We start from the raw sequence: 17,876 nt of genomic DNA, 5'->3' as shown, positions 1-17,876 counted from the left end.
GGATTCCGCGATGTGCGTGGTGGCGGCGCGGTGCCGGCCGGGACATATCCGTTCGACGTCGGCGACCAGCGCGTCACCGGGTGGCACCACCATGATCTGCATCAGCTGGAATACTGCTTCGAGGGCGTGGCACAGGTCGAGACGGCTGCCGCCCGTTATCTGCTGCCGCCGCACCAGGCAGTCTGGATACCCGCGGGCGTCGAGCACTGCACGTCGCTGACGCGGGTGCGGACCATGTCGGTCTTCTTCCACCCGAGTTTCGGAATCATGGCTGGTGACCGCCCGCGCGTCGTGCCGGTCGCGCCCATACTGCGGGAGATGGTTTTATATGCGGCGCGGTGGCCCATCGGCGATCCGGATCGGACGGCAGGCCCGACCGCCGCGGCGTTCTTCACCGCGATCGGCTCGCTGGTCGAGGAGTCGCTTCAGGACGAGCTGGCGCTGGTTCTTCCGCGTTCAGATCACCCGTTGGTGTCCGCCGCGATCGACTACACCATGGCGAACCTGGCGGACGTGACCGTCGAGGATCTCTGCCGCTCGATCGGGACATCCACCCGGACGCTGCGCCGGCTGTTCCGGGCCGAGACGGGCTTGACCTGGCAGCGCTACCTGCTGCGGGCACGAATCCTGCGCGCGATGGCGGCGCTCGCCGAACCAGGGCCGTCAGTGATCGCCACTGCCATGGCCTGCGGCTTCGGTTCGGTCAGCGGCTTCGTACGTGCCTTCCGGCAGATCACCGGTACGACTCCGCTCGCCTACCGGAAAGCGTGCACCCTGCGCGGTGGTGATGCCGGGAGTGGGGCTCTGCCCGATACCGGGGCCGTCCAACGGCCCGCCGGACGGTGAGCTTCGCCGGCCACCGGCCGCACAGGCCGGTCTCGGGCCCGCGGCAAAGGGAAGAGACGATGGTCAGGAAGAAGGTGAAGAGAGGATGGTCAGGACGTCGTCCGGCTGACGCGGACCAGGAGATGGTGGAAACCGGCGATGCCACCGAACAGGCCGCTGATCTCCTTCACCTCGACGCGGGTGAGGGTGTCGGGGTGGGTGGCCTCGGCCGGTGGCAGGTTGGCCAGGGCCTTCGCGAACGCGTCGTCGAAGCTGAGCCTGGGCGAGAGCCCGACGGCCTCGTCGGCCGTGTCGGCTGCGTCGGGTGCTGCGGCGGCAGCGCCACCAGCTGGCGTGCCGGTGGGTGAGCCACTCTCGTCTGTAGTGCTGCGGACGGCGGCTGCGTAGACCGCGAGTTCGGGTCCGACGGGCTCAATGTCGACGCGGTCCGCGCCGTCGGCATGCTCGACCGTGATGACCGGTTGGTCCACGGGGAAGCGGACCACCTCCAGATACCGGTACGGGGTCACATGCTGGGGAAAGATGCCTGGCTTCGCGAAGCGCCGGAGCTCGAACTGCGGTGGGAAGATACGGAGTGGGCTGGGGACGATGTCAACGTTGAATCCGGGGGTGGGCAACTCGCCCTCGGCAACCAGAAGCACATACGGGCCCTCGCGGAAGGCGCGAATACTCGTCCGGCTTGCCAGCACGCCACGACTCATGAGTTCCTCCTGTAGTTCGTGAAGCTGTTTACCCACATCGATGCCTGCTTTTCGTCAACACTGGTTCGACTGCGACCCGGTTGCCCGCTCCGCTGCGGCGTCCGGGAAACAGGAGCGGGAACGGCGGAGATGGCAACCGCGCGTCGGGCCGTCCGATGATGGCGTCGGATTCATCCTTCACCAGATCCCGCACGTGGGCAATGTCGGGCGCGGGACAGGCGTTGGCTCGTAGTGGCGGGACGGCCGCCGCGGGGATTACCACGGTCAGGCGCGGTCGGTCGCCGGGGTAACTGGTGCCGACCATTCATTTTTCGGGAATATCGGTGTCCTGGTGCCGTTCGATGCCGGCGACAAAACGGCACGTAAGACCCTCGGCATGGTCGAATCGCCGGCGGTGAGGCGGTGAGGCGGTTCGGGGTGGCGGCCCGTCCACCGTGGGCACCGGGGCTGTGCGGCAACCAACGTGGTCGTGGGCTTGCACCTGACGTCGCGGTAGGACCGATGCTGGCCGCATGGAGATCCAGCAGACGTGGAGGGTCGGGGCGCTGGCCAAGGCGAGCGGACTGACCGTGCGGACGCTGCACCACTGGGACCAGATCGGGTTGCTGAGCCCGTCGCGTCGCACGGCGTCCGGGCACCGCGAGTACGGCGAGCCGGATGTGGTGCGGCTTTACCAGGTCCTGGTGCTGCGCCGCCTGGGGCTCGGGCTGGACAGCATCGCGGTCTGCCTCGACGCGGGCGTCGACCCGGTGCGCCTCGTCGGTGACCATCTGGCGGGCATCGAGAGGTCCATCGCGGCGCTCGACGAGTTGCGGCAGCGACTTGTCCACATCCACCAGCACCTGCTGGCCGAGCGCGAGCCGGATATCTCAATGCTGATCGCCGTCCTGCGTTCGATGGGCGGGCCGGGTCTGGCCGGGACGAGCGAGGCCGTCCGGCAGCGGCTCGCGCCGGATCAGCTCGCGGCGCTGCGCGAGAACGCCGCCACGCTGGGCCCGGCCGCCCATTACCTCCTGGAGATCGAATGGCCGGAGTTGTACCGGCGGGCCGAGGCACTGCGTGTGTCCGGGATCGAACCCGGCACGCCCCAGGTGCAGAAGCTGGTGCGGCGGATGGACGAGCTAAGTGTGCTGTTCTCCGGTGGCGACACCAGGCTGTCTGGCTCAGTCCGAACGGCCTGGCGCGAGGAACTGGCGGACACCGCGCAGCGGGAAGAGGGCGACGTGGCCGCGACCGCCGGCGCCTGGCGAGACCTGGCCGACTACCTGGACCAGGCGCGCGCCGCTCCCTGATCATGCTCCTGCTGCTCCTGCTGCTCCTGCTGCTCCTGCTGCTCCTGCTGCTCCTGCTGCTCCTGCGCGTTCGCGCGCTGAAACCGCCGCGTCTGGTCGAGGAATCCAACCGAGAATGCTGGGGAGTTCATCATGAACGGTTCTGCACGCGCCAAGATCGCGGCCGGCGGGATCCTGCCGACTGTGATGGCGGAGTTGGTTCTCGTCGTGCTGGCAGCCTTCGGACTGGTTCCGTGGAGCGTCTGGCCCGCCCTGGTCATCGTCCCCGCCGTGCTGGCGGTTGTGACCTACATCCGGCTCGGCCGCCGTCGGCCCGTCGATGGGGACGGTTCCGGGAGCAACGACGTATTGGCGTGATGGGCTGGTCCGGACCCACGCCGCATGCGGGTGGTCATGAGCGAACTACTCTGACGGCATGGCCGCCTCCCGCGTTCTGATTGTCGGGCTGGATCCGCGCGCGGTGCCGGGAGTTGATGCCGAGGCCGTCGAACGTGGGTCTCGCCTACGGTCTCGAACGACTGGTGGCGGCCGGCTTCGTCGCCGAGCAGGTGCTGGTCGCGCTGGACGAGTCGGCGCTGGCGGCGGTGCGGCGCGCGGTGGGTGGCCAGCCGTGGGATGTGGTCGTCATCGGCGGGGGAATCCGTAAGCCCGAGCCGTTGGTGGAGTTCTTCGAGGCCGTAGTCAACGTCGTGCATACGGGCGCGCCGGCGGCACGGATCGCCTTCAACGCCGATGGTGGTGCGAGCCTCGAGGCCGTCCAGCGGGTGCTGTCCGCCTGAGGGCCGTTCGGCCTTTCATCAACCTGGACTGATAAGGTCAGGCTGCTCAGGGTGGGATGACTATCTGACGAGGGGGCTGCGATGGCCGACTCCCGAGCGGTTCTGCTGCTCATGGACTTCCAGCAGGGCATCGTCGAGCGCCTCGACGGCGGTGCGGGCGGTGCTGACGGGCCTGGTAGGGGTGGGGCTGGTGGGTCCGTGGTGGCGTCGGCGGCGCGGGCGGCCGACGCGGCGCGGGCTGTGGGCATCCCGTTGCTGTTCGTCCGGGTCGCCTTCCGGCCGGGGTTCCCCGAGGTCGCCGCGGCCAATGTCTCGTTCTCCGCCCTCACCGAGCGCTCCGGCGACGCGATCACGCAGGATCATCCGGCCACGCAGCTGCATCCCGCCCTCGGGCGTCGGGCGGACGAGCCGATCGTCCTCAAAAAGCGGATCAGCGCGTTCAGCGGCAGCGACCTCGACGTGCTGCTGCGCGGCGCCGGGGCGGACACGATCGTGCTCGGCGGGATCACCACCAGTGGGGTGGTTCTCTCCACGGTGCGTCAGGCCGCCGACCTCGACTATCGGCTCACCGTCCTCGCCGACGCCTGCGCCGACCAGGATGACGAGGTCCACCGCGTGCTCACCGAAAAGATCTTCCCGCGCCAGGCCTCGGTCATCACGACGCAGGAGTGGGTTGCCTCCCTTGGGTCGGGGGTCTGATCGCGCGATCTTTGCGTGATCGTGATCGGGCCGTCGGCGCCATTGGGGCACTGCCGGGCGCCGTCAAGGCTGCGTCGGATGAGCGTCACACTCGGACCGGGTGACGGCGGCGAGCCGCAAATACACTGGTCAAAGGCCTATCGTTCGAGTCTCGAGGGCTGTTGTGACCCTCTGCGAGGGTAGTCAGGAAACTGTCAGTCTGTGCCATTTGCCGGTTGTCGGCGTATGTTGAGAACCGACGCGAGAACCGCACGTTGGGGTTGACAGTGCTGTGCGGGCGGTCTGCAGTGCGGGGCCGTCGGCGAGAGGCTGGTCGGCCAAGGGGGGCAGGGGCTGCGGGCGAGGAGCCGCCGGAGGTGGAACGTCGCCCGAGCTGTGCCCGGGCCGCACAGGTGGGGGGAACAGTGTCGACAGGGCACGCGGAGGGGCTGCGGGAGCGCAAGAAGCGCCGCACCCGCCAGGCCATCATCGAGGTCGCGCACGAGCTGTTCGCCGAGAAGGGCTTCGAGGCGACCACCGTCGAAGAGATCGCCGCGGGGGCGGACGTCTCGGTGCGGACCCTTTTTCGTTACTTCACCAGCAAGGAAGCCATCGCCCTGGCTCCGCTCGAGGAGATGGGCGAGCTCACCGTCGCCGCGCTGCGTCGCCGACCCGCCGACGAACCTCCTCTGTCCGCCCTGCGCAACGCGGCCCTCAGAGCCTGGGGGCTGATGTCCCCGGACGGTCCCTCGTTGCGTCACTACGCCGATCATCTCCTTCCGGTCGGCGGTGCCTCGCCGCTCGCGGGTGCGGTCCTGCACCGGCTGATCGCCCTGGGCGACCGTCTGGCCGAGGAGCTGGGCGGCAGCGACGAGTACGGCGGGGCCGAATCCGCAGGCCTGGACGGCGCCGATGTCCCGGGCCTCGGCCCGAACGGCGTCCTGCCCGAGCTGGACGCGCGGCTGATCGTCGCGGTCTTCCTCGCGGCGATCCAGGTGGCGATCCGGTCCTGGTGCGCCGCCGGCAGCACGGATCTGCGGGTGCTGCTGACCACGGTCGAGACCTGCCTCGACCGCCTGGGCGGCACCGGGGTCGGGCCCCCGCCCGGATCCGACCGCGGCGGGACTGCTCCCGGACCTGATCCGGGCAGGCTCTCGGCTGGATCTGATCGAGGTGGATTCCTCCGCGAATCCGATCGGGTCGGGCCCTCGTCGGCAGCCGAATCCATCCGCGATGCACCGGCCACGGTCGTTCTGGCAGCGGGCGTCGCGTAACGCCCCGGCTGGTCCTCCGGTTGACCGTCTGGTACCGACCGGCACCGTCTGATCGCTGACGTGATCAGCTTCGCCGGTCCCCGCCTTCCGATTTGTTCTGGTCTGAACACTTCTGATCTACCGTTCCGGGCGGTCCGGGAATCCATCTCGTCCGCAGTACCGCCCGACAGATCGATCTCACCGCCGGCAGATCCCCCGTCCCATCCGCTCGCACAGGTACGAGGAAAACTCCATGGCAACCCCTGAGATCACCGGTGCCGCGGTCGCGCCCATCCCTGAGCAGGGTGGTCCACGCGCCACATCCACCGGCCCCCAGTCCGACGGCACCAGGACTGCCTCGCGTGACCATGCCGCCGCCTCCGGCCGAGGCCGGGTCGGGACGCACGTCCACGCCGACGAGCCCGGCCAGACCGACGCGCCCGGCCAGGCTGACGCGCCCGGCCAGGCTGACGCGCTCGGTCAGACGTTGCGCCGCGCCGTCGAGCACCTGCTGAACCGGCAGGACAAGGCCGGTTGGTGGAAGTTCGACCTCGAGAGCAACACCACCATGGACGCCGAGGACCTCCTGCTACGCGAGTTCCTCGGCATCGGCACCGAGTCGGCGAGCGAGGCGTCGGCCCGGTTCATCCGCTCGCGCCAGCGCACCGACGGCGCGTGGCCGCTGTTCTACGGTGGGCCCGGAGATCTCTCGGCGACCGTCGAGTCGTACATCGGTCTGCGGCTTGCCGGGGAGGACATCGACGCGGAGCACATGCGTCTCGCCGCAGGGTGGATCCGCGCACACGGCGGAATACCGGAAACCCGCGTTTTCACGCGCATCTGGCTCGCGCTGTTCGGCTGGTGGCGCTGGGAGGATCTCCCGGTCATCCCGCCGGAGATCATGTTCCTGCCGCCGAGCGCGCCGTTGAACATCTACTCGTTCTCGACCTGGGCGCGCCAGACCATCGTCCCGCTCACGATCGTCCTGGCGCTGCGTCCCGTGCACCCGGCCCCGTTCGACCTCGACGAACTGGACGCTCCCGCGGGCTGGACGAGCCCGGCCACCGGTACGTCCGGCACCGCGGACCCTGCCGGTTTCGCCGATCTCGCCGGTGCTGGCGAGGTCACCGCGGCGGCCGTGGCCGTGGCGGTGACCGACGAGGACCTGGTGAAGGGATCGGTGACCAACGCGGCCGGCACGCCCGTGACGGGACGGAACACAGCAGGCGCGGACGGTGGCTGGGCGGCGAAGCTGCGCTCGAAGATCGGCTGGCGGGAGGTGTTCGTCGGCGTCGACAAGGCGCTGCACCGCTACCACTCGATGCCGGTCCGGCCGCTGCGCACCCAGGCCATCCGCGCCGCGGAGCGTTGGATCGTCACCCGGCAGGAAGCTGACGGCTGCTTCGGCGGGATCCAGCCGCCGGCCGTCTATTCGATCATCGCCCTGCACCTGCTCGGCTACTCGCTCGACCATCCGGTGCTCACAGCCGCGTTGCAGGCGCTGGAGGATTACAGCGTCACGTTGCCGGACGGCGCGCGGATGGTCGAGGCATCGCAGTCGCCGATCTGGGACACCGCGCTGGCCATGATCGCCCTGGCCGACTCGGGCGAGACCGCCGGCATCGCGAATGACCACCCGGCGCTGCTGCGGACCGCCGACTACCTGCTCGGCCAGGAGGTCCGGCACAAGCGCGGCGACTGGGCGGTCAACCATCCAGACCTTGAGCCCAGTGGCTGGGCGTTCGAGTTCGAGAACGACACCTACCCTGACACCGACGACACCGCGGCGGTGCTGCTCGCGCTGCGCAAGGTGCGTCACCCGCGCACGAAGGAACTCGACGCCTCGGTCGACCGCGCCGTCACCTGGCTGCTCGGCATGCAGTCCAGCGACGGCGGCTGGGGCGCCTACGACTCGGACAACACCTCCACGCTCGTCTACGAGATCCCGTTCGGTGACTTCGGCGCACTCACCGACCCGCCGTCCGCCGACGTCACCGCGCATGTCGTCGAGCTGCTCGCCGAGGTCGGCCTGACCGACGACCCGCGCACCCAACGGGGCATCCAGTGGCTGCTCGAGCACCAGGAGGAAGACGGCTCCTGGTTCGGCCGCTGGGGCGTCAACTACGTGTACGGCACGGGAAACGTCATGCCGGCGCTGCGGGCGGCCGGCCTCGCGCCGACGCATCCGGCGATGCGTGCCGGTGCCGACTGGCTGCTCGCCCACCAGAACGCCGATGGCGGTTGGGGTGAGGACCTGCGTTCCTACGACGACCGTTCGTGGGCTGGTCGGGGCGAGACGACCCCGTCGCAGACGGCGTGGGCGATGCTCGCCCTGCTGGCCGCCGACCGCAGGCCCGAGGTCGTCGCGGCGCTGGACCGGGGCGCTCGGTGGCTGGCGGAGAACCAGCTGCCGGACGGCAACTGGGACGAGCCGTACTTCACCGGCACCGGATTCCCCGGCGACTTCTACCTCAACTACTACGGCTACCGGCTGCTCTGGCCGGTGATGGCCCTCGGGCGCTATCTGCGCGAGTTCGAGTAGAGCCCCGGCTCGGGAACATCAACCGCAGGCCGGCGGGCCGCCGTGATCAGCCCGCCGGCCTGCCGCGTGCGGCCACGCTGCCCAACTGGGGACGGTGCCCGCCGAGGGACGGTGTCCGTGCGGGGACGGTGCTCACCCAGGGACGGTGTCCGTGCGGGGACGGTGTCCGCCGAAGGGCTGCGTCCTGGTGGACGGTGCCCGCAGAGGGACAGGGCCTCGGCGGACGGTGTCCATGCAGGGACGGTGTTCATCCAGGGACGGTGCTCATCGAGGTCGCGTCCTGGCGGGCGGTGCCCTCGGAGGGGCAGGGCCTCGGCGGACGGTGTCCATGCAGGGACGGTGTCCGCCGAGGGACGGTGTCCGCCGAGGGACGGTGCTCATCCAGGGACGGCGATCATCTAGTGCGTTGTTCACGATCCTTTCGGCCCGCCGTGCTCACCCAAAGCGACAACGCTCGATCTTCGATGTGCCGATCTCCCTGCCGCAGAGGGCCGGCATGTCGCTTCTACTGGGTTTCGTGACCCCTTTTGCCCACTTTTATCCCTGTAGAAGCGACATGGAGCATCTATAGCTTGATCATCGACGCTGCGGGTGGACACTGAAGGTGACTCGGGTCGTCCTCGCGGCCCGTCACCACCGACCTTCGGGGCCGGCGCGCTGGGGACTCCACTTCCGCCGAGGGAGACGGTGCCCGTGTGGGGATGGTCTACATACAGGGACGGCGCTCGCCGAGGGATGGTGTCCGTCCAGGGACGGCGCTCGCTTTGGGGTGGTGTCCGTCGACACTGTCTTGGGGGACAGCAACTCTCCAGGGACGGCGCCAGTGTGGGGACACGGTGCTCACCCAAAGACGGTGCTCACCCAAAGACGGTGCTCACCCAAAGACGGTGCTCGTCCAGGGACGGGTGTGTGTCGACGAGTGGTGTGCATCGGTGGACCGAGCCGTACGGTGCCCGTGAACGGGACAGCCCGGCGGGCCGCGGCAGATGCGGCTGGCCGGGCTGTCCGGATTCCGAAATCTGGATTCCGGCAGGTCATCCCTGACGCTGGAGCGGGGCCGGAGATCAGCTCTGCTGATCGGCTTTCGGGAGTTGCAAGAAACCGAACGCCCGTTTCCGGCGATGGCGCCGCCGAGCTGCATGGGCGGTGCTCGGCAGGCCGCCGGCCACCCCGGACAGTGTGGGGCGTTGCCGACGATCGCCTCGGCCGAGGCGACGGCCACGAACGCGATCCCGATGCCCAGCGCCAGCGGCGACGGCCACAGGTGCAGGTAGGACGAGTCCGCGTCCAGCAGCGTCATCCCGAACAGCGCCGCCGAGGTGACGAGCAGCCCGATGCCGATCGGTACCCGCGGGCCGCGGGGTTGCGCGGAACCGGTCGGGCGCCTGGCCGCGTTGTCAGGTCGCTGACCGACCTCCGGCAGCGACCTGACCGCGTGACCGCTACCGTCCGCGGTGGGCGGCAGGGCAAGATCCGGCTATCCAGGTCGCCGCGGGGGGCAAATCGGACGCGTACACCCCCACGGCGACCTGTTTGGATCTTGGGCCGGTCTGGCTGCGGGATTGCCGTTGCGGAACGTGACTTTCGCCCGGGGGAGGGGATGACGGCGGGCTGACCGGAGTGAGTCGGCGGGGTCGCCCCCAAACTCGACGTGCGGCCGGCAAGGCATGATCGACTGGCTCCTGGAGGCTCAGCGGCCGGGGCCGGGGCCGGGGCCGGGGCCGGGGCCGGGGCCGGGATCAGGGCCGGGGCGGAGGCCGGGGCACCGGCGGTGGCGGTCGGCAACTGTCGGTAGCCTGAACTATGCCGAGCTTTTCGATCAAGGAAGCAGCCGCGCTGCTGGGTGTCAGCTATGACACGGTGCGTCGTTGGGCGGACGGCGGCCGGATTGCACTGATCACGGATCAGCCGGGGCGCTATGCGATCGACGGGGCCGTCCTTGCCGCGTTCGCGGAGGAGCTGGCTGCCGAGCAGCAGGCCGCGGGACTGCCGGTAATCGCGGAGTCCGCTCGTAACCGTTTTCCAGGCCTGGTCACGCGGGTGGTGCGGGGCCCGGTTATGGCGCAGGTCGAGGTGCAGGCCGGGCCACACCGGGTGGTGTCGCTGATGAGCCGGGAGGCGGCCGACGCGCTCGGGCTGGAACCGGGAGCGCTCGTGGTCAGCGCGGTGAAGTCGACCAGCGTCGTCGTCGAGCTGACGGAGGAACGCTGATCAGGCACGCCGGAACCGGTCGGGCCGGGCCGGATGCGTGGCGACGCATCCGGCTCCGGCCCGGCGCAACGGACGGGACAGGCCGGCCACAGAGACCTACCGCAACGGGCGGGCCCCTGCCCTGGCGCTACGGGCGAGCCCTGCTTGGGGCAAGCGGCGAGTCCTGCTCTGGCGCAACGGGCGAGCCGCTGGTCAGGGCAGGCAGCGGGCCCTGCTTAGGGCAACGGGCGAGCACAGTCCCGGCAGCGGTCGCTGAGGATGGACAGCAGTTCGACCGCCTTGAGTGAGGCGTCGCGCACCTTGGCGATGTCCTGCGAGGAGTTCAGCCGGACGAGCGCGGTCTCGGCGCCGTCCGAGGCGCCTTCGCGCAGCGCTTCGACGATCTCGGCCGCAGGGGTGCCGTACTGGAAGAGCAGGATCTCCTTCTCCTGATAGGCGGGTAGCTCCACGGGCAGATGCCCCAGACCGATCCCGGCGAGATTGCGGCTGAGGACCTGCCGGACGTTCGTGCCCAGCCGGCCGTAGCCACCGATCTCCCGCAGATGGCCCATGGTGGTGCGGAAAATCCCGTTGTTGCCCACCACGGCCGCCCGCAGATCCTCCCAGGTCCCGGGAGCGTCGGTCGGCACACCGATCATCTGCGCCTCCGACATCTCTACCATCCCAGCTGGCAACCGACGTACCCCGTGTCTACGTGCACCGACACACCCAGCTCCTTTCGCCTCCCGGGTGGGAAACCACTGCGCGGCGCCGTGCTGGCGTCCGCCGCGCGCCGGCGCGGCTGCCAGCACGAACGCCGGTGGAGATGACCACCGACATCGCTCTCGACGTCCCTACCGACGTGGCCGCCGAATCGGCCGGTCTTTTTTCTTATCCATAAGATATCCGAGGCCCCCGGGCGGGGACAACCTCGCCGATCGGTTCCGGGAGTTTCGATATCGTTAACCCTTGCTGCACAGGCCGACGGTGGCGTCGTTCGGCCGTGCCGACTATTTCGCGCCGACGCATCGGCGGACATGGGTCCGGACGATCGAAGGTCTTCCCGCGGTTCACTCGTCCGTAACATCATTCGACGCCGGTACCGGCTGTTCGGGCCGGGTCGGCGGGGGATTCGGGCGTCTGCACGCGCCAATGCCAGGCCGGGGATCACTATTTCGCCTTCGTGGCCGGTCGGCCCGCGGAAAGTCTCGGCCGCGGGCCCTCGCAGCTCCACTTCCGATCACCCCCGAGGTGGTGGTCAGAGCCCTGCCCGGTCGTGTCACCACGCTCGGCACTCCCTGCCGCGGGAAAAACTCAATCTTAGGTTTTTCTTTGCAGATATCCATGCCGACATCACTTCATAAAAGCTCTCGGTCATCCGCGAAGAATACCTGTTAACCGGGAAGTTACCCGCGCTTGCGGGCGCGAAATAATCGCCTCCTAGTCTGATTCATGTCGCCGCCGAACAAACGGTGAACCGCAGTTCGCGGCGCGGCCCATGGTCTTCTCATCCGGAGCGACGGCTGGTGATGACAGTGCGAGACGAACGTTTTCCCAGCTCATCCCCCACGGCGATGCCCGCGGACGCGGTGGTCAGATTCTGCGACACGACACTGCGCGATGGTGAACAGGCGCCCGGCGTCGCATTCACCGCGGCCGAGAAACTCGCCATCGCCGCCGCTCTGGATGCCATCGGCGTACACCAGATCGAGGCCGGTATCCCGGCGATGGGTGTCAGCGAGCGGGACGTGCTGCGAGAGATCCTCGCCACCGATCCGCAGGCGGAGATCGTGGGCTGGTGCCGGGCCGACCACCGCGATGTCGAGGCCGCGGCCGCGTGCGGCCTCGTGACCGCGCACCTGACCATCCCCGTCTCCGACCTGCACCTCAAGAGCAAGCTGGAGCGGGACCGGACCTGGGCGCGGCTGCGGGTGCGGGACTGCGTCAAGGACGCGACCGACCGGGGGATGCGGGTCAGCGTCGGCATGGAGGACGCCTCCCGCGCCGACGACTCGTTCGTCATCGACCTGGCCGGTGAACTGCGGGAGCTGGGCGTCACCCGGTTGCGCTGGGCCGACACCGTCGGCCTGCTCGATCCGGTGAGCGCGTACGACCGGCTCGGGCGACTGGTCAGGGCGGTCCCGGGGCCGTGGGAGATCCACGCCCACGATGACTTCGGCCTGGCGACGGCCAACACCATCGCCGCCGTCCAGGCGGGGTTCACCTGGGTCAGCACCACCGTGCTGGGGTTGGGTGAACGCGCCGGGAACGCTCCCATCGAGGAGGTCGCCATGGCGCTTCGGCATCTGCTGAAGCTCCCCGTCGACCTGGACACCACCTCGTTTCGCACTCTGGCCCGGCTGGTGTCGCGGGCGGCGGGCCGTCCGCTGCCGGCGGGCAAGGCGGTGGTCGGCGAGTCGGTGTTCGCGCACGAGTCGGGCATCCACGTGCACGGCATCCTGCGCCACCCGGCGACCTACGAGGCGTTCGACCCGGCCGAGGTCGGGGGCCGCCGCCGGCTCACCGTCGGCAAGCACAGCGGGCGTGCCGGCGTGCGGCACGCGCTGGAGCAGTGCGGCATCACCGCCGCCGAGGAGCAGCTCGAACCGCTCGTCGAACAGGTCCGGATCGCCGCGACCCAGTACAAGCGCGGCCTTGTCAGCCGCGACTTCCATGAGCTTCTCGGGCGGGTCGAGATGCCGGCCCCCCGAGCGGGGATTCCGACGCACGAGGAACCGGTCTGACCGACCGCGCACTCGCGCCGAGGAGATCCGCACGACTGGTCCGAGCCTCGGCAGCGCCCCGCGCAGCCGAGTACATGGGCTCGGGCCAGAAGCACCAACGGTAGTGCCGACGTCCCGGTCCACCCCGACCGGCGGCACGTCCGGCAGTCCGCGGACCCGCATTCCGTGGCCGGCCCGATCGGCCTGGCCACCCGCGGTGCTCCGCGCGCCGGACGACCGTTCTCCTAGGAGGAGCACACCACATGCGCCAGATCGCGTTCTACGGCAAGGGTGGTATCGGCAAGTCCACCACCCAGCAGAACACCATGGCGGCCATGGCCGAGGCGGGCCAGCGGGTCATGATCGTCGGCTGTGACCCCAAGGCCGACTCCACCCGGCTCATCCTGCACTCGAAGGCCCAGACCTCCGTCATCCAGCTCGCGGCGGAGAAGGGCTCGGTCGAGGACCTCGAGCTCGACGAGGTCCTGGTCGAGGGCGCGTGGGGCATCAAGTGCGTGGAGTCCGGCGGCCCGGAGCCGGGTGTGGGCTGCGCCGGCCGTGGCGTCATCACCTCCATCACCTACCTGGAGGAGGCCGGCGCGTACGAGGACCTCGACTTCGTCACCTACGACGTTCTTGGTGACGTCGTGTGCGGCGGGTTCGCGATGCCGATCCGCCAGGGCAAGGCGCAGGAGATCTACATCGTCACCTCCGGTGAGATGATGGCGATGTACGCGGCGAACAACATCGCCCGAGGCATCCTCAAGTACGCCCACACCGGCGGTGTCCGCCTCGGTGGCCTCATCTGCAACAGCCGCAAGACCGACCGCGAGGACGAGCTGATCATCGAGCTCGCGCGGCGCCTGAACACTCAGATGATCCACTTCATCCCGCGTAACAACGTCGTGCAGCACGCCGAGCTGCGCCGGATGACGGTCATCGAGTACGACAAGGACAACGAGCAGGCCAACGAGTACCGGACGCTGGCCAACAAGATCATCAACAACGAGATGAAGACCATCCCGACCCCGATCGAGATGGACGAGCTCGAGCAGCTGCTGATCGACTTCGGAATCATGGAGGTCGAGGACGAGAACATCATCGGCAAGGCCGCCGCGGTCGCCTGACGCTTCCCTTCGACTCTTTGCTTCCGCCCACCGTCGAGGATGAGGTCCCGATCATGACGACGACGCCGGTACCGACCCGGGCCGAGACCGAGGCGATGATCGCCGACGTCCTGGCCCAGTACCCGAAGAAGGCCGCGAAGTTCCGGGCCAAGCACATCAAGGCCAACGACCCCGAGGGGTCGAAGGAGTGCGAGGTCAAGTCCAACATCAAGTCCCGCCCCGGGGTCATGACGATCCGTGGCTGCTCCTACGCCGGCTCCAAGGGCGTGGTGTGGGGACCGGTGAAGGACATGGTCACCATCAGCCACGGTCCTGTCGGCTGCGGCCAGTACTCCTGGGCGACGCGGCGCAACTACGCTCACGGCCACCTCGGCGTGAACAACTGGACCGCGATGCAGGTCACGACCGACTTCCAGGAAAAGGACATCGTCTTCGGCGGCGACGCCAAGCTGGAGCTGGTCCTTGACGAGATCGTCGACCTGTTCCCGCTGGCCAAGGGAATCTCGATCCAGTCCGAGTGCCCGATCGGTCTGATCGGTGACGACATCGAGGCCGTGGCGAAGAAGTCCGCGAAGAAGCTCGACCTCCCGATCATCCCGGTCCGCTGCGAGGGCTTCCGTGGCGTGAGCCAGTCGCTCGGGCACCACATCGCGAACGACGCCGTCCGCGACCACGTGCTCGGCACCGGCAAGGGCACCTTCACCCAGACCGACTACGACGTCGCGCTGATCGGTGACTACAACATCGGCGGCGACGTCTGGGCCTCCCGGCGCATCCTCGAGGAAATGGGCCTGCGGGTCATCGCCCAGTGGTCCGGCGACGGCACGATCAACGAGATGGCCTCGACGCACCTGTCGAAGCTCAACCTGATCCACTGCTACCGCTCGATGAACTACATCTGCACCACCATGGAGGAGCGCTACAACACTCCCTGGACCGAGTTCAACTTCTTCGGCCCGTCGAAGATCATCTCCTCGATGCGTAAGATCGCCGAGTTCTTCGACGACGAGATCAAGGCGAAGACCGAGGCGGCGATCGCTCGCTACCAGGTGCGCTTTGACGAGATCATCAAGGCGTTCCGGCCGCGCCTGGAGGGCAAGCGCGTCATGCTCGCCATCGGCGGCCTGCGCCCCCGGCACACCATCGGTGCCTACGAGGACCTCGGCATGGAGGTCATCGGGACCGGCTACGAGTTCGCCCACAAGGACGACTACACCCGGACCTACGGCATGCTCAAGGAAGGTGTCGTCCTCTACGACGACCCGACCGCGTTCGAGGTCGAGGAGTTCGCCAAGCACCTCAAGCCCGACCTGATGGGCGCGGGGGTGAAGGAGAAGTACGTCTTCCACAAGATGGGCATCCCCTTCCGGCAGATGCACTCCTGGGACTACTCCGGGCCGTACCACGGCGTCGACGGCTTCGCGGTCTTCGCCCGGGACATGGACCAGGCCGTCAACAGCCCGACCTGGGACCTCCTCGAGGCGCCCTGGTCGAAGTCCGGCGACGTCGCCTAGTCCCCTGGGGCCAGTTCTACCGCCGCTCACGCGCGGTACCCCCGGGAGCACGGCGATCCAGCGATAGCCGTCAGCCCGGGGCAGCAGTAGTCAGCCAGGTCTGGCCGAGGGCAGCCGCCAGCGACCCGGTACCCCGCGACACAGATGATCCAGATGATCCACGTGAGACACCGATCCGATGATCCACGTGAAACCTGGACCGTCCGAGTGATCGGAGCGGGTGCTGGCGGCTGCCACGACCGGCATCACGCCCCGCCGGGGACGCGGATCCCCCCGGGGCCAGCCCCACAGGGGAGAGGAGGACGTCCGGTGACGACGACGCCCGAGCACACCAGCGCGATCCCACTGCAGGTCCTCGACCATAACGACGTCTTCCGGGACGAGGTCTACCAGCAGCAGTTCGAGAACAAGCGCGAGTTCGAGGACGGGGCCTCCAAGGAGGAGGTCGAGCGCGTCCTGCAGTGGACCCGCACCTGGGAGTACCGGGAGAAGAACTTCGCCCGGGAAGGCCTGACCGTCAACCCGGCCAAGGCCTGTCAGCCGCTCGGCGCGGTGCTCGCCGGGCTCGGGTTCGAGGGCACCCTGCCGCTGGTCCACGGCTCGCAGGGCTGCGTGTCCTACTTCCGCAGCCACTTCGCCCGGCACTTCAAGGAGCCGGTGCCCGCCGCCTCCACCTCGATGACCGAGGACGCCGCGGTGTTCGGCGGGATCAACAACCTCGTCGAGGCGATGGACAACATGTCCGCGCTCTACAAGCCGAAGCACATCGCGGTCAGCACCACCTGCATGGCCGAGGTCATCGGTGAGGACCTGTTCGCCTACATCGGCGCGGCGCGCGAGCAGGAGGCGATCAGCCAGGACTTCCCGGTCTCGTACGCCCACACCCCGAGCTTCGTGGGCTCGCACATCAACGGCTACGACGTGATGCTCAAGGGCATCCTCGATTCGCTGTCGAAGTCGCCCGACGCGGACGCGTCGAAGATCGAGAAGTCGGACAAGGTCCGCCTCAACATCATCCCCGGCTTCGACACCTACGTCGGCAACCACCGGGAGTACCGGCGGATGCTCGAGCTGATGGGCGTCGAGCCGGTCATCCTCGGCGACCACTCGGCGTCGCTCGACTCCCCGGCCAACGGTGAGTACGAGCTGTACCCGGGTGGCACCACCCTCGTCGAGGGCGCACAGGCGAAGTTCAGCCGGGCGAGCTTCAACCTGCAGGAGTCCACCCTGCGCCGCACGTCCGAGCTCATCCGGGACGTCTGGAAGCAGGAACTGATCACGCTCGAGACCCCGATCGGGGTCACCGGCACCGACGCCTTCGTGACCGCGGTCGCGAAGACCGCCGAGGTCAAGGTCCCCGAGGAGCTCAGCGTCGAGCGCGGCCGGCTGGTCGACGCGATCACCGACTCGAGCGCCTACGTGCACGGCAAGCGGGTGGCCATCGCCGGCGACCCGGACCTGGTCGTCGCACTGACCCGGTTCGTGCTGGAACTCGGCATGGTGCCGGTGCACATCGTGTCCACGAACGCCGACAGCACGTTCAAGGCGCGGATGGAGAAGGCGCTCTCCGCCAGCAAGTTCGGCGACGCGGCGACCGTGTGGCCGGAGAAGGACCTCTGGCACCTGCGCTCGCTGATCTTCACCGAGCCGGTCGACCTGCTCATCGGGTCGATGCAGCTCAAGTGGATGGCCCGCGAGTCGAACACGCCGCTGTTCCGGGTCGGGTTCCCGATCTTCGACCGGCACCATCTGCACCGGTTCCCAATCGTCGGCTACGCCGGCGGCCTGCACCTGCTCACCGGTCTCGTCAACACGATCCTCGACGAGCTCGACCGCAACGCCCCCGCGCACAGCTACGACGCGGTCCGCTGACCCGACGCCCGCTGGCGGCGACGGTCCGTCGATCGTGACGAAGCGTCCGCCGTCCAGCGGGCCGCCGAGCCGCGGTCCGCGCTAGCACCGCCGATCGCCACCGGACGACCACCGGCCCGCCGCCGAGGGTCGTCCCCGGGGCCAGACGTGGTCGGCCGGCCGCACCCACCGTGCTCCCAGCGGTCGGCCGACCACTTCCCGGCGGGTCGAGCCCGCGCGGCCGCACCCGTGCCGACTCCCCGCCCCCAGGCGGGGGGGGGGGGGGCCCCCCCCCCCGCCCCGCCCCCCCCCCCCCCCCCCCCCCCCCCCCCCCCCCCCCCCCCCCCCCCCCCCCCCCCCCCCCCCCCCCCCCCCCCCCC

Annotated in this window: 16 protein-coding genes; 12 read left to right on the top strand and 4 right to left on the bottom strand. The window is 69.1% G+C overall.

Going from position 1 to position 17,876, the window contains the following annotated elements; translation table 11 throughout:
• Nucleotides 1-30 precede the first annotated feature (30 nt).
• Complete coding sequence (locus MXD95_RS14175; RefSeq protein ID WP_250641082.1) at nucleotides 31-846, top strand: helix-turn-helix transcriptional regulator; 816 nt, start codon at nucleotides 31-33, stop codon at nucleotides 844-846.
• Nucleotides 847-935: 89 nt separating this feature from the next.
• Here the strand turns inward: MXD95_RS14175 and MXD95_RS14170 are convergent, their stop codons facing one another.
• Nucleotides 936-1,547 (bottom strand): hypothetical protein, encoded by a 612-nt coding sequence (locus MXD95_RS14170; protein WP_250641081.1) that lies wholly within the window; start codon nucleotides 1,545-1,547, stop codon nucleotides 936-938.
• Nucleotides 1,548-2,059: 512 nt separating this feature from the next.
• On the opposite strand from MXD95_RS14170, the gene MXD95_RS14165 reads away from it, so the two are divergent.
• Nucleotides 2,060-2,839: a MerR family transcriptional regulator gene (locus tag MXD95_RS14165; RefSeq protein ID WP_250641080.1), complete on the top strand. Its 780-nt coding sequence runs from the start codon at nucleotides 2,060-2,062 to the stop codon at nucleotides 2,837-2,839.
• Here the strand turns inward: MXD95_RS14165 and MXD95_RS14160 are convergent.
• Complete coding sequence (locus MXD95_RS14160) at nucleotides 2,809-2,970, bottom strand: hypothetical protein (protein ID WP_250641079.1); 162 nt, start codon at nucleotides 2,968-2,970, stop codon at nucleotides 2,809-2,811. The two genes, MXD95_RS14165 and MXD95_RS14160, sit on opposite strands and share 31 nt — an antisense overlap.
• Nucleotide 2,971: 1 nt before the next feature.
• On the opposite strand from MXD95_RS14160, the gene MXD95_RS14155 reads away from it, so the two are divergent.
• From MXD95_RS14155 to MXD95_RS14130, 6 genes are all read left to right on the top strand, one after another.
• Nucleotides 2,972-3,196, top strand: a complete 225-nt coding sequence (locus tag MXD95_RS14155) for a hypothetical protein (protein WP_250641078.1) — start codon at nucleotides 2,972-2,974, stop codon at nucleotides 3,194-3,196.
• 134 nt (nucleotides 3,197-3,330) lie between these two features.
• Entirely contained in the window at nucleotides 3,331-3,618 is a 288-nt protein-coding gene (locus MXD95_RS14150) for a hypothetical protein (RefSeq protein ID WP_250641077.1), read from the top strand.
• 81 nt (nucleotides 3,619-3,699) lie between these two features.
• Nucleotides 3,700-4,317 (top strand): cysteine hydrolase family protein, encoded by a 618-nt coding sequence (locus MXD95_RS14145; protein WP_250641076.1) that lies wholly within the window; start codon nucleotides 3,700-3,702, stop codon nucleotides 4,315-4,317.
• A 404-nt stretch (nucleotides 4,318-4,721) separates the two neighbouring features.
• Nucleotides 4,722-5,570 carry a TetR/AcrR family transcriptional regulator gene (locus tag MXD95_RS14140; RefSeq protein ID WP_250641075.1) on the top strand — a complete coding sequence of 283 codons (849 nt, stop codon included), beginning with the start codon at nucleotides 4,722-4,724 and terminating at the stop codon, nucleotides 5,568-5,570.
• A 232-nt stretch (nucleotides 5,571-5,802) separates the two neighbouring features.
• Entirely contained in the window at nucleotides 5,803-8,091 is a 2,289-nt protein-coding gene (gene shc, locus MXD95_RS14135) for a squalene--hopene cyclase (RefSeq protein ID WP_250641074.1), read from the top strand.
• Between the two features lie 1,803 nt (nucleotides 8,092-9,894).
• Nucleotides 9,895-10,302 (top strand): TOBE domain-containing protein, encoded by a 408-nt coding sequence (locus MXD95_RS14130; RefSeq protein WP_250641073.1) that lies wholly within the window; start codon nucleotides 9,895-9,897, stop codon nucleotides 10,300-10,302.
• Nucleotides 10,303-10,517: 215 nt separating this feature from the next.
• Here MXD95_RS14130 and MXD95_RS14125 read toward each other — a convergent pair whose 3' ends face one another.
• Nucleotides 10,518-10,955 (bottom strand): hypothetical protein, encoded by a 438-nt coding sequence (locus MXD95_RS14125; RefSeq protein ID WP_250641072.1) that lies wholly within the window; start codon nucleotides 10,953-10,955, stop codon nucleotides 10,518-10,520.
• 852 nt (nucleotides 10,956-11,807) lie between these two features.
• Between MXD95_RS14125 and nifV the strand changes: the two genes are divergently transcribed.
• The 4 genes from nifV to nifK all read left to right on the top strand — a co-directional run bounded on the left by nifV (nucleotide 11,808) and on the right by nifK (nucleotide 17,517).
• Entirely contained in the window at nucleotides 11,808-13,025 is a 1,218-nt protein-coding gene (gene nifV / locus MXD95_RS14120; protein WP_250641071.1) for a homocitrate synthase, read from the top strand.
• A 242-nt stretch (nucleotides 13,026-13,267) separates the two neighbouring features.
• A complete protein-coding gene (nifH, locus tag MXD95_RS14115) occupies nucleotides 13,268-14,131 on the top strand; it encodes a nitrogenase iron protein (protein WP_250641070.1) in 864 nt (287 codons plus the stop codon).
• Nucleotides 14,132-14,184: 53 nt separating this feature from the next.
• On the top strand, nucleotides 14,185-15,645 hold the full coding sequence (gene nifD, locus MXD95_RS14110) for a nitrogenase molybdenum-iron protein alpha chain (RefSeq protein WP_250641069.1): 1,461 nt from the start codon (nucleotides 14,185-14,187) through the stop codon (nucleotides 15,643-15,645).
• A gap of 309 nt (nucleotides 15,646-15,954) precedes the next feature.
• Nucleotides 15,955-17,517: a nitrogenase molybdenum-iron protein subunit beta gene (nifK, locus tag MXD95_RS14105; RefSeq protein ID WP_250641068.1), complete on the top strand. Its 1,563-nt coding sequence runs from the start codon at nucleotides 15,955-15,957 to the stop codon at nucleotides 17,515-17,517.
• Here the strand turns inward: nifK and MXD95_RS14100 are convergent.
• On the bottom strand, nucleotides 17,499-17,876 hold a 378-nt coding region (locus tag MXD95_RS14100), incomplete at its 5' end, for a hypothetical protein (protein WP_518455672.1). The two genes, nifK and MXD95_RS14100, sit on opposite strands and share 19 nt — an antisense overlap.

Origin of the sequence: Frankia sp. AiPa1 (assembly GCF_023243075.1) — a bacterium.
Classification (GTDB): domain Bacteria; phylum Actinomycetota; class Actinomycetes; order Frankiales; family Frankiaceae; genus Frankia.
The sequence above is the reverse complement of the archived record's forward strand: the minus strand, read 5'-3'. Positions and strand labels throughout refer to the sequence as shown.